This window comes from Streptomyces sp. DT224 (assembly GCF_049844595.1).
GTDB lineage: Bacteria > Actinomycetota > Actinomycetes > Streptomycetales > Streptomycetaceae > Streptomyces.
This window is the reverse complement of sequence record NZ_JBNCLI010000006.1, coordinates 209,026-235,024: the sequence shown is the minus strand read 5'-3', so window position 1 is coordinate 235,024 and position 25,999 is coordinate 209,026. Positions and strand designations below refer to the sequence as shown.

Below are 25,999 nucleotides of genomic sequence, written 5' to 3'. Positions count from 1 at the left end.
CTCAGGGGCGGGGCCAGGGGCGGTGCGAGAGCTGTTCGATGCCGCTGTTGAAGCGTTTGAGGTAGCCGGCGAAGGCGGCGATGTCCTCGTCGGGCCAGTCGTGCATGACCTGGTCCAGGGAGCGCACGACGCGTTCGCGCTCCGCGTCCAGGAGCCGCGCGCCCTCGTCGGTGATGCGGAACTTGCGGGCCATGCCGCCGTCGGGGTCCGGGATGCGTTCGGCGAGTCCGGCGCGGGTGACGGCGGCGGTCTGGCGGTTGAGGGTGGACGCGTCGAGGCCGAAGGCGTCGCTGAGTTCGCCGTTGGACATGGGGCCCTGGACGCGCAGCCGGCTCAGCAGGATGTACGCGCTCCGGTCCAGGAGGGCGTACTTGTGGCGTCCGCCGCGGTGGTCGGCGAGGCTGTGGCGGCCGAGCAGCATCTGCTCGTACTCCACCTCTTCCGTGGGCCTGGGCATGGGGGCGGCCTCCTGCTTCTGCTGCTTGTGGGCGGCGGCTCATTCTCGCATGGAGTGTGTACGCAGCACATAATGTGTATGACACATTGGGCATGTACGATGCATGCTGCTGTCCCGGAAGGCGGGACCACGCCCCAAGGAGTCCCCCTCAATGGATGCCCCCCAGCCGTCGGCGAGGACAGGCGCCGTCGTCGCCACCCTGGCCTTCGCCGGCACCGTGGCAGCGGTCATGCAGACGCTGGTCACGCCGCTCATCGCGGAACTGCCCAAGATCCTCGGCACCTCGTCGTCCAACGCGGCCTGGGTCATCACCGTGACCCTGCTGGTGTCCGCGGTGTGCGTGCCGGTCTCCGGCCGCCTCGGCGACCTGCTGGGCAAGCGGCGGATGCTGCTCGCCTGCTCGGTGCCCCTGATCGCGGGCTCGGTGGTCTGCGCGCTCTCGTCCTCCGTCGTGCCGATGATCGTCGGGCGCGGTCTCCAGGGCATGGGCATGGGCATGGTCCCGCTCGGGATCGCCCTGCTGCGCGACGTGGTGCCGCCGGAGAAGATGAGCTCGTCCATCGCGCTGGTCAGCGCCTCGCTCGGCATCGGCGGCGCGCTCGGTCTGCCGATCGCCTCGGCGGTCGCCCAGTACGCCAGCTGGCGCGTGCTGTTCTGGGGCTCGGCCGTGCTGGCCGCCGCGATCTGCGCGCTGATCTGGTTCCTGATCCCGGACGTCCCGGCGGGTGCCAAGGGGCAGCGCTTCGACGTGCCCGGCGCGCTCGGCCTCGCGGCCGGCCTGGTCTGCCTGCTCCTCGCCGTCTCCAAGGGTGCCGACTGGGGCTGGACCTCCACGACGACCATCGGCCTGTTCGCCGCCGCCGTCGTGATCCTCCTCGTCTGGGGCTTCTGGGAGCTGCGCACCGCGGACCCGCTGGTGGACCTGCGCACCACGGCCCGGCCCCGGGTGCTCGTCACCAACATCGCGTCGCTCTTCGTCGGCTTCGGCATGTACGCGGGCATGCTGATCGCGCCGCAACTGCTCCAGTTCCCCGAGGCCACCGGCTACGGGCTCGGCCAGACGATGCTCCAGGCCGGCCTGTGGATGGCCCCCGGCGGCATCATGATGATGGTCGTCTCCCCGTTCGGCGGGAAGCTCACCGACGCCCGCGGCCCGAAGTTCACCCTGATCTGCGGTGTCCTCGTCATCGCCGGCGCCTACGGCCTGGGCGTCCTGCTGATGGGCTCCGCCTGGGGCCTGATGCTGTTCCTCATGGTCAGCAGCAGCGGCGTCGGCCTCGCGTACGGGGCGATGCCCGCCCTCATCATGAGCGCGGTCCCGGCCTCCGAGACCGCCGCCGCGAACGGCTTCAACACGCTCATGCGCGCCCTCGGCACCTCGGTCGGCGCCGCCGTGATCGGCGCGGTCCTCGCCCAGATGACCACCGAGACGGCCGGCTACACCTTCACCTCGGAGTCCGGCTTCCGCACGGGCCTGCTCCTCGGCTGCGGCGTCGCCCTGATCGCGGTCGCGGTCTCCGCCTTCATCCCGGCCGTACGGGCTTCCGCCGCGTCCTCCGGCACGACGGACACCCCGGCCGCCCCGGAGACGGCGACGGCCAAGGGCTGAGCCCGCGCACCCCGGACGCCCGGCTCGCCGCCCCGCACGGGGCGCCGAGTCGGGCGTCCGGCATTCGTGGCGGCGGGTGAGCCCGGCCGGTCCGGCTCACTTCTTCCGCACGCCCTCGTTCCAGATCAGCTTGGCGATGTTCGGCTGCACCGCGGTGGTGACGACGCCCATGGCCGTACGCACATGGCGTCGTTCCTCCATCTCTCGCAGCATGCTCGCGGCGAGGTCGGAGCGGGCCGTGTAGACGCCGTCGGCGCTGGACGGGGCGGTGAGGTAGTCGGTGACGGCGGGGTGCTCGAAGAGGCCCGAAGGGCGTACCACGGTCCAGTCGAGGGCCGTGCGGCCGATGACGTCCTCCATGCGGCGCATGTCCGCGTGCAGGGTGCGGCCCAGGCGCCGGTTCACCAGCGGGTCGAGCACATGGTTGAAGAAGTGCGCCCCGGTGGGCCGCCACGCGGGGTCGGCGATGCTGGAGCTGACGACCAGCAGCCGCCCCACGCCGTGCCGGCTCATGGCCCGGGTGATGGCGGCGGCGCTCTGTGAGTACAGGGTGACGGGCTCCTTGCTGAAGCGGGCGCCGAGCGCGGACAGGACCGCGTCCGCCCCCTCGACCGCCGCGTCCACGGCCGCCGGGTCGGTGGCGTCGGCGACGGTCGTGGTGACCCCGGGGCGGGCCGGCAGCGAACCGGGGCGGCGGACGACGGCGGTGACCTCATGACCGGCGGCGACGGCCTGCTCGGTGAGCCGGCGTCCGGTCGGGCCGGTGGCGCCGAAGAGCGTGATGCGCATGATGTGGGCTGCTTCCTGCGGGGTGCGGTGGGGACCCCCTTGACTGTGCGGATGGCGCCCCGCACGCTCAACGCTGATGAATAACGCCGTGGACGCCCCCGCCCGGCCCCGTGGCCGTCCCCGGGGCAATCCGCCGACCCGTGCGTCGCTCGTCGTGGCGGCGCGGGCGCTGTTCCTGGAGCGCGGCTACCGGGCCACCACGCTGCGCGCCGTGGCCGCGTCCGCCGGGGTGGACCCGGCTCTGATCTCGTACCACTTCGGTTCCAAGAAGGGCCTGTTCGCCGAGGTGATGCAGGTCGGGTGCGCCGAGGCGCTGGCGGTGGACGAGGTGCTGGGCGGTGACCCGGCCACCCTGCCCGGACGGCTCATCGACGCGGTGACGGGCCTGTGGGAGGACGCCGAATTCCGTCGGCTCGCCACCTGGGGCGAGGCAGCCGACGAGGCCGTCCGCGACTACCTGGAACAGGAGTTGCTGGAGCGGCTCGTTGAATTTCTCGGGGGGCCGGACGCGACCGCCCGCGCCACCGCCGTGGTGACCGTGCTCGGCGGGATCATCTACACCCGCTATCTGAACCCGCTCCCCACCCCGGCCGCCCTCACCCCGGCCGAGACCCGCGCCGCCCTCACCCCGGCCGTCCGCGCGGCACTCGCCCCCCGGCGGCGGTAGCGCCTGTTCTGGAGGTCCTCGTCTCCACCCCGGGGCGTGGACCCCTGGGTGCAGTCCCCGAGACCGGGGTCCACCCGGGGGCCCAGACCCCTAGGGGGAGCTCCGCACAGCGGGCCAGGGGCCGTTCCTCCCGGTGGAGGACGTGCGGGGGCGGGGTCCCTCCGTAGCGTGTTCGTCGTACCGAAGACGTACGGCACAAGCACCGCAGACGCGCCGCCGAAGGGCGGACCGCAGGGGACGGGGTGGGGAAAACCCCACCGGAAGACTGCGCTGGGCACCAGCGCGCCGGACCCCCTCCGCACAGCAGACTTCACAGCAGACAGCGACAACCCGCCGCTGGCCGACATAGGAGAAAAACCGTGACAACGGCTGTAACCATTCCCAGGCACGGGGGCACTGGAGGGCGTACGGCCGTGGCTGCGCGGGCGCGGCAGGTCGTCAAGGCGTACGGGTCCGGAGAGACCCGGGTCGTCGCACTCGACCACGTCGACGTGGACATCGCCCGCGGGCAGTTCACGGCGATCATGGGCCCGTCCGGCTCCGGCAAATCGACGCTGATGCACTGCCTGGCCGGCCTGGACACCGTGACGTCCGGCCAGATCCACGTCGCCGACACCGAGATCACCGGGCTCAAGGACAAGAAGCTCACCCAGCTCCGGCGCGACCGCATCGGGTTCATCTTCCAGGCGTTCAACCTGCTGCCGACGCTGAACGCGCTGGAGAACATCACGCTGCCGATGGACATCGCCGGGCGCAAGCCCGACTCCGCCTGGCTCGACCAGGTCGTGGAGACCGTCGGCCTGGCCGGCCGCCTCAAGCACCGGCCGACCCAGCTCTCCGGCGGCCAGCAGCAGCGCGTCGCGGTGGCGCGGGCCCTCGCCGCCAAGCCGGAGATCATCTTCGGTGACGAGCCGACCGGGAACCTGGACTCCCGGGCCGGCGCCGAGGTCCTGAGCTTCCTGCGCCGGTCCGTGGACGAGCTGGGCCAGACCATCGTCATGGTCACCCACGACCCGGTCGCCGCCTCCTACGCGGACCGGGTGCTCTACCTCGCCGACGGACGCATCGTGGACGAGATGCACAACCCCACCGCCGACCAGGTGCTGGACCGCATGAAGGACTTCGACGCGCGCGGACGGACGTCATGACCGTCTGGAAGACCTCGATGCGCAACTTCCTCGCGCACAAGGGACGCATGGCGCTCTCCGCCGTCGCCGTCCTGCTCTCGGTGGCGTTCGTCTGCGGCACGCTCGTCTTCACCGACACCATGAACACCACGTTCGACAAGCTCTTCGCCGCCACCTCCGCCGACGTCACCGTCAGCCCGAAGAAGGCCAAGGTGGACGACATCCCGGAGAACGGGAAGCCGGAGTCGCTTCCGGCTTCCGTCCTCGCGAAGGCCGGCAAGGCCGACGGGGTGGAGAAGGCCGAGGGAGGCGTCTCCAGCTCGGCCGTCACCGTGGTCGACAGCCACAACGAGAACATGGGCTCCGAGACCGGCGCCCCGACCATCGCCGGCAACTGGACGCGGAACGACCTGCGGTCCATGGAGATCACCTCCGGCCACGCCCCGCGCGGCCCGACCGAGGTCATGGTCGACGCCGACACCGCCGAGAAGCACCACCTGAAGATCGGCGACGAGCTGCGCACCATCGCGGCCACCGGCGACATCAAGGGGAAGATCAGCGGCATCGTCGCCTTCAAGGTGACCAACCCGGGCGCGGCCATCGTCTACCTCGACACCGCCACCGCCCAGCGCGCGCTGCTCGGCGCCCCCGGCCGCTTCTCGCACATCTCCGTCACCGCAGCGTCCGGCGTCAGCGACGCCCAGCTGAAGCGGAACGTGGCCCAGGCGCTCGACGGCTCCGCCGCGTACAAGATCCAGACGCAGGACGAGGCCGCCGCCGAGAACAAGGACTCCATGGGGTCGTTCCTCGACGTCATGAAGTACGCGATGCTCGGCTTCGCCGGGATCGCCCTCCTCGTCGGCATCTTCCTCATCGTCAACACCTTCTCGATGCTGGTCGCCCAGCGCACCCGCGAGATCGGCCTGATGCGGGCCATCGGCTCCAGCCGCAAGCAGATCAACCGCTCCGTGCTGCTGGAGGCGGTGCTCCTGGGCATCTTCGGCTCCGTTCTCGGCGTCGGCGCCGGCGTCGGGCTCGCCGTCGGGCTGATGAAGGTCATGGGCGCCGTCGGCATGGAGCTGTCCACCGAGGACCTGACCATCGCCTGGACGACCCCGGTCGTCGGGCTCGCGCTCGGCGTCATCGTCACCGTCCTCGCCGCCTACATCCCGGCCCGCCGGGCCGGCAAGGTCTCCCCGATGGCCGCCCTGCGCGACGCCGGCACCCCGGCGGACGCCAGGTCGGGCTGGGTCCGGGCAGGCATCGGCCTCGTGGTCACCGGCGCCGGCGCCGCCGCGCTGTGGGCGACGACGCGGGTGGACGAGGCGAGCGACGGCTCGGGCCTCCTCGGCCTGGGCGTCCTGCTCACCCTCGTCGGCTTCGTCGTGATCGGCCCGCTGCTCGCCGGGGTCGTCGTACGGGGGCTGAGCGCCGTACTGCTCCGGTTCTTCGGTCCCGTCGGCCGGCTCGCCGAGCGCAACGCCCTGCGCAACCCGCGCCGCACCGGCGCCACCGGCGCCGCCCTGATGATCGGCCTCGCCCTGGTCGCCTGCCTGTCCGTGGTCGGCTCGTCCATGGTCGCCTCGGCCACCGACGAACTCGACAAGTCGGTGGGCGCGGACTTCATCGTCCAGGCGGCCGACGGCCGGCCGATCGTCCCGCAGGCCGCCGATGCCCTGGCCTCCGCCCCGGGCATCGACCACCTCACGCACTACAAGGTCCTGGGCGCGAAGCTGACCGGCCCGGACGGCAAGGCGTCCGACGAGGACGTCACGGCGGCCGACCCGACGTACGCCGAGGACGTGCGCCGCGAGGTCCTGTCCGGTGACCTGGACAAGGCGTACGGCAAGGACGCCATGTCGGTCGGTGAGGAGTACGCCACCGCGCACGGCGTCGAGGTCGGCGACACGATCACCGTCGCGTTCGGGGCGGGCGGCACGGCGAAGCTGAAGGTCGCCGCGATCACCTCGGACGAGACCGCCCTCGACCAGGGCGCGATGTACCTGAACACCTCGACCGCGAAGCGGTACGTCCCCGCCGACAAGATGCCCCAGAACATGATCATGTTCGCCAAGGCGAAGGACGGCCAGGCGGACGCGGCGTACGCGGCGCTGAAGAGCGCGGTCGCGAAGTACCCGCAGTACAAGGTGCAGAATCAGGCCGACTTCAAGAAGGACCTGAAGGACCAGATCGGCCAGCTCCTGAACGTCGTCTACGGCCTGCTCGCCCTGGCGATCATCGTCGCGGTGCTCGGTGTGGTGAACACCCTGGCCCTGTCGGTGGTGGAGCGGACCCGCGAGATCGGCCTGATGCGCGCCATCGGCCTCTCCCGCCGGCAGCTGCGCCGCATGATCCGGCTGGAATCCGTGGTCATCGCCCTCTTCGGCGCCCTGCTCGGCCTCGGCCTGGGCATGGGCTGGGGCACCTCGGCCCAGAAGCTGCTGGCCCTGGAGGGCCTGGGCGTCCTGGAGATCCCGTGGCCGACCATCATCACGGTGTTCGTCGCCTCCGCCTTCGTCGGACTGTTCGCCGCCCTCGTCCCGGCCTTCCGGGCGGGCCGGATGAACGTCCTGAACGCGATCGCCACGGACGGGTGAGACGGACGGCCGTGGACTGATGCGGATCCGGCCCCGGTGCGCTCCTCGGAGCGCACCGGGGCCGGTGCGCGTGTGGCCTGCGGGACCCTGTCGCGCAGCGGCTGCCTCCCCCGAGTCGTACGCTGGAACCCCCGGCTCGTACCACGTGTCGGGCCCTTCGCGTTGCCCCCGGGGCAGCGCGCCCTGGCGGCAGCCGGCCGTCAGGCCCTTCTCCTCACCCGGACGGAAGCCCTTCATGAGCCTGAACGGTCTGCTGGATGTCGTCGTGCGTGATCCGGCGCTCGACGAAGCGGTGAAGGCCGCCGGTGACGGCCACCGGATGCACATCGACCTGGTGGGCCCGCCCGCCGCGCGGCCCTTCGCCGTCGCCGCGCTGGCCCGGGACGCCGGGCGGACGGTCCTCGCGGTCACCGCGACCGGCCGGGAGGCGGAGGACCTGGCGGCCGCGCTGCGCACCATGCTGCCGCCGGACACGATCGCGGAGTTCCCGTCCTGGGAGACCCTGCCGCACGAGCGCCTGTCGCCGCGCTCCGACACCGTGGGCCGCCGGCTCGCCGTGCTGCGGCGCCTCGCGCACCCGCGCGCCGACGACCCGGAGACCGGGCCGGTCTCGGTCGTCGTCGCACCGATCCGTTCCGTGCTCCAGCCGCAGGTCAAGGGGCTCGCGGACCTGGAGCCCGTCTCGCTGCGCACCGGGCAGAGCGCCGACCTCGGCGCGACCGTGGAGGCGCTGGCGGCAGCCGCGTACGCCCGGGTCGAACTGGTCGAGAAGCGCGGCGAGTTCGCGGTGCGCGGCGGCATCCTGGACGTGTTCCCGCCCACCGAGGAGCACCCGCTCCGGGTGGAGTTCTGGGGCGACGACGTCGAGGAGATCCGCTACTTCAAGATCGCCGACCAGCGGTCCCTTGAGGTCGCCGAGCACGGCCTGTGGGCGCCGCCCTGCCGGGAGCTCCTGCTGACGGACGAGGTGCGGGAGCGGGCCGCCGCGCTCGCCGAGGCCCACCCGGAACTGGGCGAACTCCTGGGCAAGATCGCCGAGGGCATCGCGGTGGAGGGCATGGAGTCCCTGGCGCCCGTCCTCGTGGACGACATGGAGCTGCTGCTCGACGTGCTGCCCAAGGGCGCGATGGCCGTCGTCTGCGACCCCGAGCGGGTCCGGACCCGGGCCGCGGACCTGGTCGCGACCAGCCAGGAGTTCCTCCAGGCGTCCTGGGCGGCGTCGGCGGGCGGCGGCGAGGCCCCGATCGACGTCGGCGCGGCCTCGCTGCGGGGCATCGCGGACGTCCGCGAGCGGGCCCGTGAGCTGGACATGATGTGGTGGTCGGTCTCCCCGTTCGCCGCCGACGCGGAGCTGGACGCGGACACCCTGGCGCTGGGCATGCAGGCCCCGGAGATGTACCGGGGGGACACCGCGCGGGCGTTCGCCGACACCAAGGGCCGGCTGGCCGACGGCTGGCGCACGGTGTACGTCACGGAGGGCCAGGGGCTCGCGTCCCGTACGGTCGAGATGCTGGGCGGCGAGGGGATCGCGGCCCGGCTCGACCCGGACCTGGACGAGATCACCCCGTCCGTCGTGCACGTCTCGTGCGGGGCCATCGACCACGGCTTCGTCCACGCCGGCCTCAAGCTCGCCGTGCTCACGGAGACCGACCTCACCGGGCAGCGCACCGCCACCAAGGACCTCGGCCGCATGCCGGTGCGGCGGCGCAAGACGATCGACCCGCTGACGCTGGAGACCGGCGACTACATCGTGCACGAGCAGCACGGCGTGGGCCGCTACATCGAGATGGTGCAGCGCACGGTGCAGGGGGCGACGCGCGAATACCTGCTCGTCGAGTACGCCCCCGCCAAGCGCGGGCAGCCCGGCGACCGGCTGTACATCCCGACCGACCAGCTGGAGCAGGTCACCAAGTACGTCGGCGGCGAGGCCCCGACCCTGCACCGGCTCGGCGGCGCGGACTGGACGAAGACGAAGGCGCGCGCCAAGAAGGCCGTCAAGGAGATCGCCGCCGACCTGATCAAGCTGTACTCGGCCCGGATGGCGGCCCCCGGCCACACCTTCGGCCCGGACACCCCCTGGCAGCGCGAGCTGGAGGACGCGTTCCCGTACGCGGAGACGCCCGACCAGCTGACGACGATCGCCGAGGTCAAGGAGGACATGGAGAAGTCGGTCCCGATGGACCGGTTGATCTGCGGCGACGTGGGGTACGGCAAGACGGAGATCGCGGTCCGCGCCGCGTTCAAGGCGGTGCAGGACGGGAAGCAGGTCGCCGTCCTCGTCCCCACCACGCTGCTCGTGCAGCAGCACTACGGCACGTTCACCGAGCGCTATTCCCAGTTCCCCGTCAACGTACGCGCGCTGAGCCGCTTCCAGTCCGAGACCGAGTCCAAGGCGACGCTCGCCGGGCTGAAGGACGGGTCCGTCGACCTGGTCATCGGCACCCACCGCCTGTTCTCCTCGGAGACGAAGTTCAAGGACCTGGGCCTCGTCATCGTGGACGAGGAGCAGCGGTTCGGCGTCGAGCACAAGGAGCAGCTGAAGAAGCTCCGGGCCAACGTGGACGTGCTGACCATGTCCGCGACGCCCATCCCCCGTACGCTCGAAATGGCGGTCACCGGCATCCGCGAGATGTCGACCATCACCACCCCGCCCGAGGAGCGCCACCCCGTGCTGACCTTCGTCGGGCCGTACGAGGAGAAGCAGATCGGCGCCGCGATCCGGCGTGAACTGCTGCGCGAGGGCCAGGCGTTCTACATCCACAACCGGGTCGAGTCGATCGACCGGGCGGCGGCGCGGCTGCGCGAGATCGTGCCCGAGGCGCGGATCGCCACGGCGCACGGCCAGATGTCCGAACAGGCTCTGGAACAGGTCGTGGTGGACTTCTGGGAGAAGAAGTTCGACGTGCTGGTCTCCACGACGATCGTGGAGTCCGGCATCGACATCTCCAACGCGAACACCCTGATCGTGGAGCGCGGCGACAACTTCGGCCTCTCGCAGCTGCACCAGCTGCGCGGCCGGGTCGGCCGTGGCCGCGACCGGGGTTACGCGTACTTCCTCTACCCCCCGGAGAAGCCCCTGACGGAGACCGCCCACGAACGCCTGGCCACGATCGCCCAGCACACCGAGATGGGCGCGGGCATGTACGTGGCCATGAAGGACCTGGAGATCCGCGGCGCGGGCAACCTGCTGGGCGGCGAGCAGTCCGGCCACATCGCGGGCGTCGGCTTCGACCTGTACGTACGCATGGTGGGCGAGGCGGTCGCGGACTACCGGGCGTCCCTGGAGGGCGGCGTCGAGGAGGAGCCGCCGCTGGAGGTCAAGATCGAGCTTCCGGTCGACGCGCACGTCCCGCACGACTACGCCCCCGGCGAGCGGCTGCGCCTCCAGGCGTACCGCTCGATCGCCTCGGCGTCCTCGGAGGACGACATCAAGGCGGTCCGCGAGGAGCTGACCGACCGCTACGGCAAGCTGCCGGAGCCGGTCGAGAACCTGCTCCTGGTGGCCGGCCTGCGCATGCTGGCCCGCGCCTGCGGGGTCGGCGACATCGTGCTCCAGGGCCCGAACATCCGCTTCTCGCCGGTGGAGCTGCGCGAGTCGCAGGAGCTGCGGCTGAAGCGGCTGTATCCGAAGACGGTCATCAAGCCGGCCGTCCACCAGATCCTGGTGCCGCGCCCGACGACGGGCAAGATCGGCGGCAAGCCGGTGGTGGGACGCGAACTGCTGGCGTGGACGGGGGAGTTCCTGACGACGATCCTGGGGTCGTGAGGGCCTGGGCGCGGGGACGGGAACGGGTGCGGCACGCCGTCGGCGTACCGCACCCGTTCCCGTGCGGGGGAAGGCGTCAGCCGATGGCCCGCAGCCGCATGGCGGCGGGGCCCTGGCCGGCGGTGTTGGTGCAGCGGCGGTCGCCCGACGGCTGTTGCAGCTGAAGGGTCAGGCAGGTGCCGAGGGCCTGCTGACCGTAGCGGTTGGGGTGCAGGGACTCCTGCTTCTGGCCCTGCCCGAGGCCGGAGGTCACGAAGCGGACCCATTCGCTGGTGTCACCGGAGGGGGCGTGGGTGGCGTCGGCGTGCCGGGTGGAGGTCGAGCACACCTCGCGGCCCTCGAACGACCGGGACAGGTCCAGGAACTCCGCGCCGCCCTCGTCGGCCGCGTCCGCCAGGACGGAGCTGATCTCCGGGACCAGCTCGTCGTGCGCCCAGGTGAGGTCCTTGTCGAAGAAGGGGCAGCCGCCGGACTTGAGCCGGTCGTACTTCTCGCCGGGGTAGCGGATGCGGCCGGCGTCCGGGAGCGGGGAGGGGTAGGACTGGAGGATCAGCCGGTAGGAGCCGGCCGGGTGGCCGGCCCGGCCGAGCGCGGTCCGCACGTCGGCGAGGGTGTTCACGGCCGCCTGCCGCACGCCGGGCAGCCGCTCGGCGACCTGCCCGGCCGCGTCCGGTGCGCACGGTTCGCCGCCGAAGGGCTTGACGAACTCGGTCGCGCAGCCGGTGATGATGTCGGAGAAGCCGAGGTCGTTGCCGCCGATCGACACGACGACCGCGCGCACCGGCCGGCCGGCCGTCACGTCCTCCAGCTCCCCGGCCTGTGAGCGCTCGCCCTTGAACGGCGCGCCGCCGTTCTCCGGGAGGAGCACCGCCTTCGAGGTCGCCCCCGAACAGGCGAGGTTGAGACGGCTGACGTCGAGCGTGACGGACTGGACCTCGGCCACGTCGGAGCGGTTGCAGCCGTTGTCGTACGACGACCCGTAGACCCGGTACGGGTCGCTCCTGCCGGTCTCCGGGTCCCAGGCCCGGTCGGTGCCGGAGTGGCCGTTCGCGCTCCGGTTGCTGTTGCCGGCCCAGCGTCCCGCCTCGCCGGAGATGAAGCTGTCGCCCACGGACACCAGGAGCGGTGCCTCGGCGGGGGCCGACTCCGCACGGGAGGCGGAGGCGGAGGCGGGCAGTGCGCCCGAGACCGTGAGCGCACACACGGTGGCGGCTGCGGCGGCGAGGGCCTTGGAGCGTCGTGAGGGAGAAATGATCATGCTGTGGTTGTCGGCAGCCGGGCGGTGGGGAGTGAGGCAGGGGACGGCCTTTGCAGTCGAATGGATGAGTTGAGCAAGGGAGTTGGAGCCGAAAACGACAGAAGAGATCAGGATCGGCTGCGCCTCCGGCACAACGTGAGAGTTGACTCTCATAAAATATGAGAGCACTCTCTCGCACCATGGACTCCGTCAATCGCATGGGTGACCTCGAAATCACCGACCCGCAGACGATGCGCGCCCTGGCGCACCCCGTGCGCCTCGCGATCCTCGAACGGCTGGGCCGGGACGGACCGGCGACCGCCACCGAATTGGCGCCGGCCGTGGGGGCGACCCCCTCGGTGACCAGCTGGCACCTGCGTCACCTCGCGACGTTCGGGCTGGTACGCGACAGCGCCCCCGGCCCCGACCGCCGCAGCCGCCGCTGGGAGGCCGTGGCGCGCGGCTTCCGCTTCGACGCGCCGCAGGACCCGGCGGACGGCGAGGGCCAGTCGGCCGCACGGGAGCTCTCGCACCAGATGTTCCTGCGCACCGCGGGCCTCCCCGCCCGCTGGGCCGCCGAGGTCGAGCCCGGCCTCGACCCGAAGTGGCGGGGCGCCGCCGGACTGGCCCACACCCGGATCACGGTGACCGCCGAGGAACTCGCCGCGATCGAGGACGCGATCGAGCAGGTGCTCGCCCCGTATGTCACCCGAGACGCGGCGGACCGTCCCGAGGGAAGCCGGGGGGTGGCGCTGCTGCGGTACGCGCTGCCGGAGGGCGAGGGCGGGGGCTGGCCGGCGTCGTGACCACCGAATCGGGCGCGGCCTCCGGCGCATCCTCGCAGGCGAAGGCGCCGTCGCTATGGCGGGACCGGCGGTTCACCCGCTTCTGGGCGGGGAACACCGTCTCCCAGTTCGGCGACCGGATCACCGAACTGGCCCTGCCGCTGATCGCCGTCAGCACCCTGGGGGCCTCCGCCAACCAGGTCGCCTGGCTGACCGCCCTCGTCTGGGCGCCCAACCTGCTCGGGGTGTTCGTGGGCGCGTGGGTGGACCGGCGCGCCCGCAAGCGACGCCTGATGGTCCTCGCCGACATCCTGCGCGCGGCGGTCCTGCTGAGCCTGCCGGCCGCGTACGTCCTGGGGTCGGTGACGCTGACCCAGCTGTACGTGGTGGCGATCCTGGCGGGCGCGGGCGAGTTGCTGTTCAACACCGCGTACCCGCCGTTCTTCGTACAGCTCGTACCGAGGGCTTCCTACGTGGACGCCAACAGCAGGATCAGCACCAGCCGTTCCGCCTCCTACGTGGCCGGCCCCGCGGTCGGCGGCGCGCTGGTCCAGGCGCTGACCGCACCCGTCGCGATCGTGGTGGACGCGCTGTCGTTCCTGGCGTCGGCGGCGCTGATCGGCCGCATCCCGGTCGACGAGCCGCCCGCCACCGGCCCGGCGGCGCCCCCGCTGCTGCGCAGCGCCCGCGAGGGCCTGGCGTTCGTGGTGCGCCACCCGGTGCTGCGGGCCTCGCTGGGCTGCGCGACGACGGTCAACTTCTTCACCTTCGTCGGTGGCAGCGGCCTGCTCGTCCTGTTCGCGACGCGCGACCTCGGCCTGTCCGCCGGCGCGATCGGTCTCGCCCTGGGCATCGGCGCGACCGGCGCCCTGCTCGGCGCGGTGTGCGCCCCGGCGATCTCCCGCCGCCTGGGCGTGGGCCGGGGCATCCTCGTGGGCGCGGTCCTCTTCCCTGCCCCGATCGCCCTCGCCGCCGCCGCGAACGGCCCGCTCTGGCTCCGCGCCGCCGCCCTGGCCGGTGCGGAGTTTCTCTCGGGCTTCGGCGTCATGCTGTTCGACGTCAACCTCAACTCCCTCCAGGCAGCGGTGATCCCGGACGGAATGCGCAGCCGCGTGGCGGGCGCGTTCGGCACGGTCAATTACGGCGTACGCCCGGTGGGCGCGGTAACCGGAGGCGCCCTGGCCACCCTCCTCGGCCTGCGCCCCACCCTCCTGACGGCGGCAGTGGGCGGCTGCCTCTCCCTGCTGTGGCTCCTGCCGTCACCGATCCCGCGCATCCGGGATTTGGAGTCGGGCACAGTGGCATACCGGGCGGTGGAGGAATGAGCGGTGGGCTGCGTCAGGAGATCGCTGCGGTGGTGGGTGATGTCTTGAAGATCAGCCACACGGTCTTGCCGACGACATGGTCATCGACTCCGAAGTCGTCGGCGAGTTCACGGACGAGGTGCAAGCCGCGTCCGGAGCAGGCGTCGTCGGCGGCCCGCTGGACGTGCGGCTGCCCCGGCCCGCTGTCGCGGACCTCCAGGCGTACCAGGTCCTCGGCCCGGTGGAGGCCGACGCTGAACTCCCAGCCGGGCGGCACACCGTGCAGCAACGCATTGGTGGCGAGTTCCGAGACGCACAGCCTTATGTCCTCGATCAAGGTGTGGAGCTGCCACTCAGTGAGGACGCCGGTGACGAAATCGCGGGAGGCACCGACAGAGGTGCGCCTGCGGGTGAAGCGTCGTTGCTGCACCAGGGACACAGTGGTTCACCGCCTTGCTTGCGGGTTGTAGCCTGGCGATGACACTACTGCTATTCGCGAAAAGCGGCAAGGTGCCCACGATGGGTGCGGCTGAGCCTTCCGTCGAGGCATGAGGCACGCTGGGTGTCGTGCCGGCGGGAGCTGCGGAGGAGAAGGACATGGGCGGTAATGAATGGGTCAGTGCGTCGATCCCCTACCTCGCTGCCTCCTCCGGCGCTCCGGGTGACGCCTGGGCTGCCGAGGCTGCGGCGGAGGGGCGCCGGGGGAGCCAGCGCATCGTCCAGGCGGGCGAGGTGAAGGCCCCGGAAGCGGTCGCGGAGCTGCTCGGGGCGGCGGCCGGGGGGAACGTCGTCGCCCGGCGCAGGATCATGTACCTCGACGGCGAGCCCTGTGAGTTGACGGACACCTACTACCCGCTGGGCATCGCGGGCGGCACCGGCCTCGCCGGTACGGCCAAGATCCCGGGTGGGGCGGTCAGGCTTCTGGCGGAGCTGGGCCACGTCGGCGTACGCGTACGTGAAGAGGTGACCGCGCGACGGGCGAGCGGGCCCGAGGTCGAGCAGTTGGGGATGGTGGAGGGGGACCCGGTCCTCCAACTGACGCGGCTCACCCTGGACGAGGCGGACCGGCCCATTCAGGTCGACGTCATGGTCATGCCCCCGCAACGCCAGAAGCTGCGCTACGAGATCAGGATCGGATGACCGTGCCCAAACCCGAAGCCGACGCCGCCGACCGCCGTTCGCTGCACGAGCGGATCGCGGCCGATCTCAGGGACCAGATCATGGGCGGTGACCTCGCGCCCGGTGCGAACCTGCCCTCCACCGCCCACCTCAAGCAGCGGTTCGACGCCTCGAACGCAACGATCCAGAAGGCAGTGCAGCTGCTCAAGGACGAGGAGCTGGTGATCGGCAGGGCGGGCGCGTCGGTGACCGTCCGCGAGCACCGCCAGCGGACCGTCCGTCCGGCGGCGTCCATGGCCCCGGCGGGAGCGGGGGAACCGTACCGCTGGCTGACCGAAGTGGCGAAGGACGGCTCCCGGGCTCGCAGCACGCTGCTCGAAGTGGCCGAGATTCCGCCGCCGGCGGATGTCGCGGTGGCGCTGGGGCTTCCGGAGGGCGAGCCGGCGCTGCTACGGCGGCAGTTGCTCGTGATCGACGACGAACCCGCCGAACTCGTGGCCTCGTACTACCCGCTGGACATCGTCAGGGGTACGGCGATGACGGCTCGCCACAAGATCCCGGGCGGAACTCCGACGCTGCTCGCGGAGCTGGGGCACCCGCCACGGCTCAGCGTCGACCGCGTGTCCGCGAGGGTGCCCACCCAGGAGCAGTACCAGGCACTGCGCCTGCCCGGAGGGCTGCCGGTGCTGCGTACGCTGCGCGTCGTCTACAGCGATGACGAGCGGCCCATCGAGGCCACGGTGATGGTGAAGGCCGGGCATCTGTACGAGGTCCAGTACGAGTTCACGGCCGAATAGGCCCTTACTGGCGGGGCGCGTCCCCGGGGCTGAAGAGCAGTCGGCCGGTGAGGCGGAAGACCTCTTCCGGGTTGCGGTCGCCCACCGCGTCGGACAGGTTGCCGCTCAGCAGGAGCGTGGCGAAGCCGTGGGCGAGGGACCAGGCGGCGATGCCGGCGAGGCGGGGGTCGTCGGTGGGGGGCACGGTGGTGACGCCCGCGCGCAGTTCCGCCGTGGCGCGGTCCTTCGCGGCCAGCAGGTCCGGATCGTCCGCGCGCCAGAGGTCCGGCTGGAACATCACCTGGAAGTGGGCCGGGTGCGCCGCCGCGAACCGTACGTACGCCACGCCCCGCTCGCGCAGGTCCGGGGCCGCCGCCAGGGCGTCCGCGAACAGGGCGTAGCCCTCGGCGGCGATCGCGGTGAGCAGGCCCGTGCGGTCCTTGAAGTGGTGGGCGGGGGCGGCGTGGGAGACGCCGGCCCGGCGCGCCAGGTCGCGCAGGCTGAGCGCGGCGGGGCCCTCGGTGCGGATGACGTCGAGGGCGGCGGTGAGCACGGCCCGCCGCAGGTCGCCGTGGTGGTAGGCGCGGTCGCTGGTCATGGACAGCAGGTTACGCGGGATCTAGTCGTTGACAAGTTCGCGGATCGCGCGCACTCTGGGGATCTAGGCAGTGGCTAGATGGCGGCTGCGGGGTGGCGGAAGGTGGAGACATGTCCGAGGAACTGGGTCGCGTACGGCAGCTGTGGCATCTGCTGGAGCCCGTGCACGCCGTTCTGTACTACGCGCCGGAGGCGTTCGAGGAGGCCGCCGGGCTCGGGTACGCCGTCGACGAGCGGTGGCCGAGCTACTTCGCCTGGCGCGCGGCGCCGCTGGGCGAGGCGGGGGCGGACCGGGTCGCGGAGACGTTCTACAGCTTCAGTCCGCGCATGGTCGGCGCGTACGTCCCCGCCGTCTGGTCGGTCGCCTCGCCGGACGCGGTGCTCGCGGCGCGCGGCCGGGCCGTGGACCGCGCGTACCGGAAGCTGCTGGGGGAGGCGGTCGCCGCGCCGGGGACGGCCGAGGCCGCCGCGCTGCTGCGGCGCGTCGCGGAGGCCGCCGACACGGAGGGCAGGCCGCTCGCCGCCGCGAACGCCGCGCTGGCCTGGCCGGACGAACCGCACCTCGCGGTCTGGCACGCGGCGACCGTCCTGCGTGAGCACCGGGGCGACGGCCACCTCGCGGCGCTGGCACGCGCGGAGCTGGACCCGGTCGAGGCGCTGGTCTCCTTCGCGGCGATCGGGGCGGCCCGGCCGGAGGTCTTCGGCAGCCGGGGCTGGGACGAGGCCGAGTGGCAGGCCGCGCGCGAACGGCTGGAGAAGCGGGGGCTGGTGGCCGGCGACGGAACGGCGACCGAGGCGGGCCGGGTGCTGCGGGCAGAGGTCGAGAGGCGTACGGACGAGGCGGCGGCGGGACCGTGGCGGGCGCTCGCGGCGCAGGAGCGGGAACGGCTCGCAGACCTGATGGGGCCGCTGTGGGTGGCGGCGGTCGGCTCGGGGCTGCTGCCGTCGGAGAACACGTTGGGGATCGGGAAGGTGTGAGGGGGGGTGTGACGCGAGGTGTGATCCCGCCCCCACGCGGGAACGGGCCGCAGCCATGAAATCCTCCTCGCGGGGAAGGCATTCGTAGAATTCCCTGGTTGGTTCGGCTTTCTCACCGTCAGGACGGCTACGAGTGATATCTCCCCGCGTGTGTCGAGCGATGGTGCCCGCCCTGGCCGCCACGGCCGTGCTGGCGCTGAGCGGTTGCGACCCCGATCAACTCCCCTCGGACATCGACGCCTCCGGCGGGGGCGCGGACGGCGGCGGCCAGTCCGTCTCGGGTTTCGGTGCCAGCCCGCTGGCGAACGACGACGGTACGAAGCCGGGCCTCGCCCCCCTCACCTCGGAGAAGGACCGGGCGGCGGCGCGGAAGGTCATCGAGAAGGTCGCCACCAAGGGGCGCGGCCCCAAGACCGGTTACGCGCGGGACAAGTTCGGGTACGCGTGGAAGGACTCGGTGGACGGCGTCCCCCTGTCCCACAACGGCTGCGACACCCGCATTATCTCTATGGTCCGCGCCGTGGTGGACCTGTTCTCGCAGCGTATGCAGGGTGTGGTCGGCTGTGCGTAGTGAGAGGCACATGAGTCACAGGATCCTGCGGACAGGCGGGACGAAGGTCGTGATTGCGGCCGCCATTGCCGCTGCGCTGGTCACCAGCTGTGACGAACTGGAGTCAGGTGGCACCGCCGCAGGATCTGGTCCGGATACCGCCGCCGGCCGCGTGGTAAGCCCGTTGGCGAACCCCGACGGGACGAAGCCGGGGCTCGCCGCGCTCACGTCGGAAGCGGACAAGGCCGACGCACGCAAGCTCATCCAAGGGCTCACCACAAAGGGGCGTGGGCCGAAGAGGGGCTACGAGCGTGACAAGTTCGGGTACGCGTGGATGGATACGGCGGATGGGGTGCCGCTGGCGAGGAATGGTTGTGACACGCGGAATGACTTGTTGAAACTCCATGGGCAACACGTGCAGTTCCGTTCAGGTTCCGACTGCGTGGTCGTTGCGATGAACCTGTACGACCCGTACACCGGCAAGGAGATCGCCTGGAGGAAGGCCAAGGCCACCGAGGTACAGATAGACCACGTGGTCCCGCTGTCCTACAGCTGGCAGATGGGTGCCGCCCGTTGGCCGGAGAGCAAGCGCAGGCAACTGGCGAACGACGTGCTCAATCTGCTTCCAGTCGAAGGGCGCGCCAATTCGGCGAAGCGTGACTCCGGGCCGGCGTCCTGGCTTCCGCCGAACAAGAAGATCCGGTGCTCGTACGCGGTGCGCTTCGCGCAGGTCGCTGACAAGTACGAACTCCCGGTGACAACGGCGGACAAGGCCATGATGCTGGAACAGTGCCAGGGCTGACAGGAGCCCCAGTGCTGTCCCGGCCCCGGGGCGCGGGGTCACTCTCGGCCGTGATGGCTAAGGTTCGCAGTCATGGACGCTGCCGCTCTCGACCGTCAGGCCCGGACCTTGTCCGGCTGCATTCCTCCACTCCTGGTCTCCCGGCTTCTTGAGGCCGGCCACAGTGAAGAGGTAGAGGTCCAAGCCCGTCGCGGGGAATGGTTCTGCGCGCGGGCCTGGGCGCAGCTGCTCGGCGACCAGGGACGGCAGACCGAGGCGCTGGAGGTGCTTTCTCCGTACGTTGCCACTGGCTGGTGGCCGGCAGCCCAGGTTCAGGCGGAGTTGCTGGAGAGCTGGGGGCGGGCTGCGGAGGCGATCATCCTGGCCCGGCCGTACGCGAGCAAGGGAGGGCTCCCGCTGGAGTTCTTCGCGCGCCTGCTGGCCCGGCATGGGTGTGCGGACGAGGCGGTCACTCGGCTGAGTGCTGGAATCGAGGACTGGGTTCTTGCCACCGCTCTGGTCGACATTGTCAGGGGTACAGGCCGGGACGAAGAGGTTGCCGCGCTGCTGGCCGCCCGGATCCCGGCTCGGCATCGGTGCGACGGCCCGTGGTGCTGCCGTGGCCTTGACCCCGACACGGCGATCGGGCTGCTTGCCGCGATCCGTGAACGCCAGGGCCGCATCGACGAAGCGATCGCCCTGCTGCACACCCGGCAGATCACCTCCGTCAACAACCGCGACCAGCTGGCCGACCTGCTGGCGAGACACGATCGGATCGAGGAACTGCGGGCGTACGCGGCGACCGAGGATCTCGGTGACGCCGCGCGGCGCCTGGCCGAGGTGCTGGAGCAGCGCGGCGATGTGGAAGGTGCGATCGCCGTGTACCGGCAGGCCGACCGACCTGGGGCCCTCGATCCCAACTCGGCTTTCGAGCTCGCACAGCTCCTGGCACGGCACGGTCGAGGGGACGAAGCGATCGACGTGATGCGGGTTCAGGCCGACGCCCACAACGGGGACGACTGGATCCTTCATGCTCTGTCCGGCCTGTGTCTCGACCAGAGGCGCCCCGAGGACGGCCTGGCGCACCTCGACGCCCTCGCCGCCGCCCGAGGGGGCGAGGAGGAATGGGATCTGTACTGGATGCGTCTGCCGCTGATCGCTGCCCGCGACGGCGTCGACGTAGCGGTCGCGCATGCCCTCTCCCACCCCGAGGGGGCCACCTCGTACGCGGCGCCGCACATTGCTGAGTTGCTCGCTGGCGCCGGACGCGCCGAGGAGGCTGTTGCTGTTCTCGAACGGCACGCCGCCGCGAACAGCAGCGAACTCGCTGGGTACCTCATTGACCTGGGACGCGCCAACGATGCCGTCGCGCTCCTTCAGCAGCGCGATTCCGAGCCGGTCTCACCTGTCTGGACCGGCTCGCTCATCAACGATCCCCCATTCTGATTCCGGCCTTTCGGCTGTCCGGCGGACGGCACTCAAGCCGGACAGCCGCAGGGGGTGGAACGCGAGCTATGGGGACGGAACAGCCCGCATGGCACGGCGCAGACTGGTTCGCGCGGCGGTGAGATCGTCCTCCGCCTCGCGCAGTTGGCCCTCCAGGTCGGCGATCCGATCCCTGGCCTCTGACAATGCTTGCTCCAGCGCGGTATTCCGCTGCTCGATCTGCTGCACCCGCTCGATCAGCTCATGCTGGTTCACGCCCTCCAACTCGGCGCCGAGAGAGAGCCTGACCCGGCTACGGAGCCCATCGCGCTCCTTTTTGAGGTCCTTGATCTCTTCGCGGGCCAGTGCAAGGTCCGTCCGTAACCCAGCCGGAGATACCTGGGACGCTTCTGGAGTGTGGGAGTTCTGACGACCTCGCGTTCGCTGGGCGGAGATGCCGTCCTGAACGGCCTGGTGCACCTGACGCCGGTTGTAGACGAACCACGTGGAAACCGAGGCATCCCGTGCCACTTGAGCAACGGTGATCCGTCGCCCCGAGCGGAGAAGGTCATCCACGGCGCCTAGTGCACGCTTTGTTTTCTCTTCGCTGTCCTTGGCGCGGCTGACGCGCAGGCGCTCGACCCGGGCGTTCCGGTCGTTGCCGCCGGAAGTAGCAGGGATTCTCATTCGGAGCTCCGTGTCGTCAGTGCCTGCAGAGGGATGAAGGCCGCTGCCGAACGTGCCTTGCGCAGCTCGCGTGATGCGGATTCGACGGCGGCCCGCTCCTCGGCGGGCAGCGCGTCGAGTTTCCGCCGCATCTCGTCGGCCGACTTCGAGTAGGCGCGGATCTGGTCATCGAGATTGCGTACGACCCAGTCGGCGGCTTCCATCGCGAGGGCGGCTTCCTTGTCGGCCCGCAGGTCCGCGACCTGCTGTTCCAGGGCGGGGAGGTAGGAGGGATCGGGCCGGTAGAAGTCGCATCCTGCGCACTGGAAGCGGATGCGGCAGTGCCCACCGCCGGCCTTGACGTTGCTCGGCTCGGTGCAGCCGCCATAGGGAACCCCAACGCTTTCCACCTCATAGGCGAGGGGGTCGCTGAACCCGCGGGTTGCTCCGTGCCGGTCGACGGCGAGCGCCGCGACCGTGCGCACGGCCTCCTGCTTTCGGCTGAGAGAAACCTTGTAGTAGCCCATGGTGACGTCCAGTGAACGGTGGTCCATGAGTTCCCGCAGGACGTCGGGGCGAGTGCCCGCGTCCGCATGGCGCTGGGCGTACGAGTGTCGGAAGCCGTACGGGACGACCTCGGTGCGGTCGTAGGCGAGCGGGGCGCCGTCCTCGTCGAGCCGGTCGTCCATTAGGTTTGGGATCAGCTCGTCGACCCAGTCGCGGAAGATCCGGTTGCAGAACTGCGCGGCCTTCAGATGCCCGCGGCGTGGACGGTTGCGCTGTCCCGGTGAGGGAAAGAGCCACTGGGCACACGCCGGTACGGCCGGAAGTGCATCGAGCTTCTTCTGCCAGGTTTCGATCAGCTGGGCGGTGCTCTCCGAGATCGGCAGCCGACGGCCGTGGCGTCGACGCTTGTGGTTGTCGTAGATCAGCGTCGGTTTGCCGTCGACCCGCTCCAGGCAGTCGCGGCGCAGGCTGGTGACCTCGCCCGGACGCCGGCCGGTGTCCCGGAGGACCGCGTAGACCACCTGATACATCCGCGCGAAGTCGGCGGCCGCCCAGCCGCCGCTCGCGTACCCCGTCGAGGTGCCGAGCAGATCGAGGTGCGCGTCGAGCTGGGCGATGACGTGCTCGGGGATCGCACGGCCGAGATCGTCCTCGGTCACCTCCACGGCGGCGATGCTGTGGAAGCGGGGGTTGAGCGCGAACCCGCCGGGCACGTGATCCATCATCCCGGCCTGACGGGCGTAGTCCAGGAACGTGCGCCAGTGCCGGAGCAGGGCTCTGCGGTGGCTGGTGGAGTAGTCGTGACCGTCCTCGGGACGCTTGGTGATCCGGAACAGGTCCACTACGGCATTCATGTCGGCCATGGCGAGGAGCCCCGGCTCATCCCCGTGGGGGCGGCCTGCCAGCGCGGAGGACGCGATGGTCGCTGCGTAGACGGTCTGCCGCAGGTCCATGACGTTGGGGCGTGCCGTGCGGCCGTACTCCTTGACGAGTTCTCGCAGCCAACGCTGCCGTACCGGACGGAAGTCGATGTCACCGTGGACAGCGGCGTACTTGCGACCGCGCCCTGCCGTCAGCCCGATGAGAGCGCACTCCCATACGTCGCCCGAGGTCGGATCGGCGCCCTCGAACTCGACGCGTGCGCGTCGGACGTGCAGGAGAACACCGTTCAGGACGCCGGAGGCCGCAGTCGGAAGCCCGGAGGAGAAGGAGGCGTCCAGGTCGAGGAGCGAGCCGAGTCCGGCGGGGAGGCCGGCCACAATGCGGCGTACCCGCTGGGGGACAAGGCTGATTCCGGCGTCGTCGCGCTGCTGGAGCCCGTACAAGAGCTCTTGGCGGACCGCGGGGCTCACACTCGCGAGCGAGAACTGGGAGACGCCCGGCATCGCCCCGTTCGCGGAGGTGTTGGGCCGGCGGCGGGACGTGTCCGGGATGTGCGTGGCGTCGAAGTCCGCGGGATTGCCCAGAAGGTAGCGGGCTTTACGGCAGGCGTCGCAGCGGGATCCATTACTCGCCACATGGGTGCGACAGGCGACTACGGAGCAGACGAACACGCTCGTCGTGGGATTGCCGGGATCGGCGGTGAAAAGCGTCTGAACGGGGTCCCACTCACCCGTGCGCCAGCCCGACGGCAGGCGTGCCGCGAGCCACGACGGCCACTCCGGGGCGCCGGAGACGGAGGAAACGGCAGCGGAGCGGAGGAGCGCACTGGTCATCGCAGCAGCTCCGGCACGAGACTCTCGACGGTCTCGACGGCGGCACGGAGATCCTCGTCCTGGGCGTGCAGGTACACGGCGGTGCTCGCCGAGGAGGCGTGGCCCAGGAGGGTCTGTACGACGTCCGGAGCGACCCCGTTGCGGATCCATCGGGTGGCGGCTGTGTGCCGCATCATGTGCGGTCGGGCAGTGAGCCCGCAGCGCTTCCCGATACGTTCGATCACCTGCTTCGTGTTGGAGTAGGACAGCGGACGTCCCGCGTGGATGCCGACGAGGTTGAGGAAGACGTAGTCACACTCGGCGGAGCCGACGACCTGTTCACGCTCGGAGAGATGATCGCGGTATCGGTGCACCACTTCCGGTGTGAGCGGAACCATGCGAGGGCGCCCGGCCTTGGCCCGCGCCCCGTTCACGTTGTCGTGACGGGGCCTGACATGCAGGTGCGCGCCACCGGTCCGGCAGCCCAGGTGTGTGGAGTCGGGGAGCAGATGCATGTCCTCACGCCGCAGTCCGAGAGCTTCGCCGATGCGGAGGCCCGCTTTCACCAGGACGGTCAGCAGCAGCCGGTCACGCGCGGTGCGAGCGGCGTCGATGACCTGCTTCGTCTGGACGCTGGTGAGCGTCTGCGGTGCCCGCTCGATCTCCGGCGCCTTCAGGACGCGGGCTTTGACCATCAGGTGCTGGCCGCCCTCGCCGGGATCGAAGCCGGCCGGGGCGTGGGAGAGGAAACGCGGCTCACTGAGGCGTGCGGCGACTTCGTGATCCACGTGCCCCTGGACGGCGCAGAAGCGGAGGAACTCGCACACCGCAGTGAGCGTGGCGTTGACCGTCTTGCCGGACGGAGGCCGCCCGTACCGGGTCGGTGTCCGCTCGACATGGAACTTGAACAGACTCATTTCCCGTAGCCGGACGGTCCTCCAGTCGGTGCCCCGCTCTGCACACCAATTGAGGAAGCGACCGACTCTGGGGACGTACGCGCGCTGTGTCTGCGGTGACCGCCCGGCTCCGCGTAGATACAGGGAGAACTCACGGGCTGCGGGGTGAGGCGCGTACGTCTCTTCGTCGACCAGGAGCCAGGTGGTCTCGCCGGTGGCGGGAGATACGGCCTTCTCTGTACGTAACGTCAAGGGATCTGCTTCCTGTCTCGTTGTCACTCATGTGCCTCATGGCATGGCTGATAACGGGAAGGGACAGGAAGGGGTTACGGCTGTGCCTCATGTGCATCGCACTCAGGAAGGAGATAGAGATAACCCGCAACGACCTGCTCGCCCGGGACGGCAAGGACGTCGAGCTGCGCTCCGGTTCGAAGTGCGTGGTCGTCTCGATGACGCTCAAGGACCCGTACACCGGCAAGACCATCGAGTGGCGCAAGCAGCAGGCGACCAAGGTGCAGATCGACCACGTCATGCCGCTGTCGTACGACTGGCAGATGGGCGCCGCCCGCTGGAACGAGGCCAAGCGGCAGCAGATCGCCAACGACCCGCTCAACCTCATCCCCGTGGACGGCCCGGCCAACAACGCCAAGCGCGACGCGGGCCCCGCGACCTGGCTCCCCCCGTACAAGCCGATCCGCTGTGCGTACGTGCTGCGCTTCGCGCAGGTCTCGCTGAAGTACGACCTGCCGGTGACGAGCGCGGACAAGGACATGATGCTGAAGCAGTGCGGCGGCTGACGCGGCAGTGGCTACGAGGGGCGGCGGGCGGCCCGGTCCGCCGCCCTCCGCGTGCCCCGTACGCCCCCTCAGAGCCCCGAGCCCCCGGTCGCGTCGATCACCGTGCCCGTCACCCAGCGGGAGTCGTCCGAGGCGAGGAACGCCACGATGTCCGCGACGTCGCGCGGCTGTCCGACCCGGCCGAGCGCGGCCAGTGACGCGGCGCCCTTCTCCGCCTCGGCGTCGCCCCGCAGCCAGTCCGCGTTGATGTCGGTGTCGATGATGCCGGGGGCCACCGAGTTGACCGTGATGCCGCGGGGGCCCAGCTCCTTGGCGAGGGTCAGCGTGAAGTTGTCCAGGGCGCCCTTCGTCGCGCTGTAGGCGATGATGTCCGGCATCGCGATCCGGGCCGCGCCGCTGGATATGTTGATGATCCGGCCGCCGTCGCGCAGCCGGCCGAGTCCGTGGCGGACGATGAAGAACGGTGCCCGTACGTTGACGGCGAAGACCGCGTCGAACGCCTCCTCGGTGAGCGAGGACAGCTCGGAGTAGAGTCCGGCGCCCGCGTTGTTCACGATGATGTCCACCCCGCCGCCGGGGGCGTGCGCGGTGATCCGCTCGTCGAACGCCTCCCACAGCGCGGCCGCGTCCCCGTGGGTGCCCAGCTCGGCGCGGAGGGAGAACGCCGTGCCGCCGTTCTTCCGGATGACCTCCACGACCTCGTCGGCCGCTGCCGCGTTCCTGGCGTAGGCGACGGCGACGACGGCGCCCTCGCGCCCGAGTCGTTCCGCGATGCCTCGGCCGATACCCCGGCTGCCGCCGGTGACCAGTGCGACCTTGCCCTCAAGTGCGTGCGCAGACATGACTGTTGCCCCTCCGCAATTTGTTGAGTGATC

At 70.9% G+C, this 25,999-nt stretch carries 21 protein-coding genes and 2 pseudogenes; 14 read left to right on the top strand and 9 right to left on the bottom strand.

All coding sequences use genetic code 11. The features are described 5' to 3' along the window. Window position 1 precedes the first annotated feature (1 nt). Complete coding sequence (locus ACLQ2N_RS16870) at window positions 2-457, bottom strand: MarR family winged helix-turn-helix transcriptional regulator (protein WP_425813696.1); 456 nt, start codon at window positions 455-457, stop codon at window positions 2-4. Window positions 458-608: 151 nt separating this feature from the next. On the opposite strand from ACLQ2N_RS16870, the gene ACLQ2N_RS16865 reads away from it, so the two are divergent. Continuing rightward, a complete protein-coding gene (locus tag ACLQ2N_RS16865; RefSeq protein WP_425813694.1) occupies window positions 609-2,066 on the top strand; it encodes an MFS transporter in 1,458 nt (485 codons plus the stop codon). Between the two features lie 96 nt (window positions 2,067-2,162). Here ACLQ2N_RS16865 and ACLQ2N_RS16860 read toward each other — a convergent pair whose 3' ends face one another. After that, window positions 2,163-2,855 (bottom strand): NAD(P)-dependent oxidoreductase, encoded by a 693-nt coding sequence (locus tag ACLQ2N_RS16860; protein WP_425813692.1) that lies wholly within the window; start codon window positions 2,853-2,855, stop codon window positions 2,163-2,165. A 76-nt stretch (window positions 2,856-2,931) separates the two neighbouring features. Between ACLQ2N_RS16860 and ACLQ2N_RS16855 the strand changes: the two genes are divergently transcribed. From ACLQ2N_RS16855 to mfd, 4 genes are all read left to right on the top strand, one after another. Next, window positions 2,932-3,522 (top strand): TetR family transcriptional regulator, encoded by a 591-nt coding sequence (locus ACLQ2N_RS16855; protein ID WP_425813690.1) that lies wholly within the window; start codon window positions 2,932-2,934, stop codon window positions 3,520-3,522. A gap of 359 nt (window positions 3,523-3,881) precedes the next feature. Further along, on the top strand, window positions 3,882-4,670 hold the full coding sequence (locus ACLQ2N_RS16850) for an ABC transporter ATP-binding protein (RefSeq protein ID WP_143620803.1): 789 nt from the start codon (window positions 3,882-3,884) through the stop codon (window positions 4,668-4,670). Further along, window positions 4,667-7,246, top strand: a complete 2,580-nt coding sequence (locus ACLQ2N_RS16845; RefSeq protein WP_425813688.1) for an ABC transporter permease — start codon at window positions 4,667-4,669, stop codon at window positions 7,244-7,246. The genes ACLQ2N_RS16850 and ACLQ2N_RS16845 overlap by 4 nt, the downstream gene beginning before the upstream one ends. Before the next feature lie 235 nt (window positions 7,247-7,481). Then, entirely contained in the window at window positions 7,482-11,012 is a 3,531-nt protein-coding gene (gene mfd, locus ACLQ2N_RS16840) for a transcription-repair coupling factor (protein WP_425813686.1), read from the top strand. Between the two features lie 76 nt (window positions 11,013-11,088). On the opposite strand, the gene ACLQ2N_RS16835 is transcribed toward mfd, so the two are convergent. Further along, on the bottom strand, window positions 11,089-12,270 hold the full coding sequence (locus ACLQ2N_RS16835; RefSeq protein ID WP_425813684.1) for a GDSL-type esterase/lipase family protein: 1,182 nt from the start codon (window positions 12,268-12,270) through the stop codon (window positions 11,089-11,091). 179 nt (window positions 12,271-12,449) lie between these two features. On the opposite strand from ACLQ2N_RS16835, the gene ACLQ2N_RS16830 reads away from it, so the two are divergent. Both ACLQ2N_RS16830 and ACLQ2N_RS16825 read left to right on the top strand, forming a co-directional pair. Beyond that, the gene (locus ACLQ2N_RS16830) at window positions 12,450-13,055 is read left to right on the top strand and encodes an ArsR/SmtB family transcription factor (protein ID WP_425813682.1); all 606 of its coding nucleotides are present in this window, start codon (window positions 12,450-12,452) and stop codon (window positions 13,053-13,055) included. Beyond that, window positions 13,052-14,359, top strand: coding sequence for an MFS transporter (locus tag ACLQ2N_RS16825; protein ID WP_425813680.1), 1,308 nt, complete (start codon window positions 13,052-13,054; stop codon window positions 14,357-14,359). The genes ACLQ2N_RS16830 and ACLQ2N_RS16825 overlap by 4 nt, the downstream gene beginning before the upstream one ends. Before the next feature lie 13 nt (window positions 14,360-14,372). On the opposite strand, the gene ACLQ2N_RS16820 is transcribed toward ACLQ2N_RS16825, so the two are convergent. Next, complete coding sequence (locus ACLQ2N_RS16820; RefSeq protein ID WP_425813678.1) at window positions 14,373-14,777, bottom strand: ATP-binding protein; 405 nt, start codon at window positions 14,775-14,777, stop codon at window positions 14,373-14,375. Between the two features lie 158 nt (window positions 14,778-14,935). Here ACLQ2N_RS16820 and ACLQ2N_RS16815 point away from each other — a divergent pair, with 158 nt between their 5' ends. Together ACLQ2N_RS16815 and ACLQ2N_RS16810 are read left to right on the top strand one after the other, a co-directional pair. Beyond that, complete coding sequence (locus ACLQ2N_RS16815; RefSeq protein WP_425813677.1) at window positions 14,936-15,478, top strand: GntR family transcriptional regulator; 543 nt, start codon at window positions 14,936-14,938, stop codon at window positions 15,476-15,478. After that, the gene (locus tag ACLQ2N_RS16810; RefSeq protein WP_425813676.1) at window positions 15,475-16,254 is read left to right on the top strand and encodes a GntR family transcriptional regulator; all 780 of its coding nucleotides are present in this window, start codon (window positions 15,475-15,477) and stop codon (window positions 16,252-16,254) included. The genes ACLQ2N_RS16815 and ACLQ2N_RS16810 overlap by 4 nt, the downstream gene beginning before the upstream one ends. A gap of 4 nt (window positions 16,255-16,258) precedes the next feature. Here ACLQ2N_RS16810 and ACLQ2N_RS16805 read toward each other — a convergent pair whose 3' ends face one another. Further along, window positions 16,259-16,831, bottom strand: a complete 573-nt coding sequence (locus tag ACLQ2N_RS16805; protein ID WP_425813674.1) for a TetR/AcrR family transcriptional regulator — start codon at window positions 16,829-16,831, stop codon at window positions 16,259-16,261. A 110-nt stretch (window positions 16,832-16,941) separates the two neighbouring features. On the opposite strand from ACLQ2N_RS16805, the gene ACLQ2N_RS16800 reads away from it, so the two are divergent. From ACLQ2N_RS16800 to ACLQ2N_RS16785, 4 genes and pseudogenes are all read left to right on the top strand, one after another. Further along, window positions 16,942-17,808: an SCO6745 family protein gene (locus ACLQ2N_RS16800; protein ID WP_425813672.1), complete on the top strand. Its 867-nt coding sequence runs from the start codon at window positions 16,942-16,944 to the stop codon at window positions 17,806-17,808. A gap of 160 nt (window positions 17,809-17,968) precedes the next feature. Next, window positions 17,969-18,307 (top strand): annotated as a pseudogene (locus tag ACLQ2N_RS16795) (HNH endonuclease); the annotation flags it as partial. Window positions 18,308-18,389: 82 nt separating this feature from the next. Beyond that, window positions 18,390-19,160, top strand: coding sequence for an HNH endonuclease family protein (locus ACLQ2N_RS16790; protein WP_425813670.1), 771 nt, complete (start codon window positions 18,390-18,392; stop codon window positions 19,158-19,160). 72 nt (window positions 19,161-19,232) lie between these two features. Then, entirely contained in the window at window positions 19,233-20,585 is a 1,353-nt protein-coding gene (locus ACLQ2N_RS16785) for a hypothetical protein (RefSeq protein WP_425813668.1), read from the top strand. Between the two features lie 66 nt (window positions 20,586-20,651). Here the strand turns inward: ACLQ2N_RS16785 and ACLQ2N_RS16780 are convergent, their stop codons facing one another. Genes ACLQ2N_RS16780 through ACLQ2N_RS16770 form a run of 3 tightly spaced genes read right to left on the bottom strand, consistent with a single transcriptional unit; the run spans window position 20,652 to window position 24,606 of the window. After that, the gene (locus tag ACLQ2N_RS16780) at window positions 20,652-21,251 is read right to left on the bottom strand and encodes a DUF6262 family protein (RefSeq protein ID WP_425813666.1); all 600 of its coding nucleotides are present in this window, start codon (window positions 21,249-21,251) and stop codon (window positions 20,652-20,654) included. Continuing rightward, window positions 21,248-23,452 (bottom strand): tyrosine-type recombinase/integrase, encoded by a 2,205-nt coding sequence (locus tag ACLQ2N_RS16775; protein WP_425813664.1) that lies wholly within the window; start codon window positions 23,450-23,452, stop codon window positions 21,248-21,250. Before ACLQ2N_RS16775 ends, ACLQ2N_RS16780 begins: the two co-directional genes overlap by 4 nt. After that, window positions 23,449-24,606: a tyrosine-type recombinase/integrase gene (locus ACLQ2N_RS16770; RefSeq protein ID WP_425813662.1), complete on the bottom strand. Its 1,158-nt coding sequence runs from the start codon at window positions 24,604-24,606 to the stop codon at window positions 23,449-23,451. Before ACLQ2N_RS16770 ends, ACLQ2N_RS16775 begins: the two co-directional genes overlap by 4 nt. 95 nt (window positions 24,607-24,701) lie before the next feature. Between ACLQ2N_RS16770 and ACLQ2N_RS16765 the strand changes: the two are divergent. Continuing rightward, window positions 24,702-25,124: pseudogene (locus ACLQ2N_RS16765) on the top strand (HNH endonuclease family protein); the annotation flags it as partial. 68 nt (window positions 25,125-25,192) lie between these two features. Here ACLQ2N_RS16765 and ACLQ2N_RS16760 read toward each other — a convergent pair. Beyond that, the gene (locus ACLQ2N_RS16760; protein WP_425813660.1) at window positions 25,193-25,966 is read right to left on the bottom strand and encodes an SDR family oxidoreductase; all 774 of its coding nucleotides are present in this window, start codon (window positions 25,964-25,966) and stop codon (window positions 25,193-25,195) included. Window positions 25,967-25,999 lie beyond the last annotated feature (33 nt).